1 protein-coding gene is annotated in these 865 nt (G+C 66.9%); it reads right to left on the bottom strand.

The window, feature by feature from the left end:
• Positions 1 to 9: 9 nt before the first annotated feature.
• Positions 10 to 819 carry an IS5 family transposase gene (locus tag MKK67_RS30960; protein WP_243972780.1) on the bottom strand — a complete coding sequence of 270 codons (810 nt, stop codon included), beginning with the start codon at positions 817 to 819 and terminating at the stop codon, positions 10 to 12.
• Positions 820 to 865: the final 46 nt, after the last annotated feature.

The raw sequence follows: 865 nt of genomic DNA on the forward strand, positions 1-865 counted from the left end.
TAGAGCGTGTTATGAACCTGTTATGAGTCGTCCAGCCTGTTTGAGCATGAGACAGACGAATGCGACCATGTGAAGACCTGCCAGCGTGCTGGCATAACGCTCGTAATCTTTGACCAGGCGCCGACAGCGCGTCGCCCAGGCGAAGGATCGCTCCACCACCCAACGGCGGGGCAGCAGGACAAATCCGCGCTTGGCCTCGGGCGCTTTGACCGCCTCCAACGCGATCCCGTGCGCCTGGGCCGCGTCCGCCGCCCGCGCGCCGGTGTAGCCCTGATCGACGAAGCCGATCTCGACGCTCCCATCCGTCTCCGCCTGCACCGCGCCGGTCAGCCGATCGACCTCGCCGCGATCGTCGGCATCGGCCGGGGTGACGTGCAGCGCTACCACGTGCCCGGGCGTGTCCACCGCCAGATGCACCTTCGAACCCCGCTTGCGCTTGGCCCCATCGTAGCCCGCCCGCTCCCCGCTCTCGGGGGAGGACCGCAGCGTCCGGCTGTCCAGGATCACCGCCGACGGCTCCGGCTCGCGATCCCCTGCCATCCGTAGAACTGCCCGCAGGTCCCCGGCCACATCGGTGAAGCACTCCGCCGCCAGCCAGCGCTGCGTCTGCTGGTACACCGCCGCCCACGGTGGCAGGTCGTGCGGCATGAACCGCCACGGGGCGCCCGTCTTCACGATGAAGCGCAGACCGTTGAACACGTCCCGCAACTCGTGGTCGCGCTGCCCCGAACTTTCCCGCAGAAGCGCCAGATACGGCGCCACCAGAGCCCATTCCTCATCGGACACGTCAGACGGATAGGCAGGGCGATCAGCGCTCATGCCCCCTAACGCACAAACTCCACATCGAGTTCATAACACGCTCTAG

The sequence above is a fragment of the Methylobacterium sp. J-072 genome (assembly GCF_022829425.1).
Taxonomy (GTDB): Bacteria; Pseudomonadota; Alphaproteobacteria; order Rhizobiales; family Beijerinckiaceae; genus Methylobacterium.

Coding starts and splice junctions, on each gene's coding strand:
- MKK67_RS30960 (WP_243972780.1), bottom strand. CDS start 819: ATGAGCGCTGATCGCCCTGCCTATCCGTCTGACGTGTCCGATGAGGAA.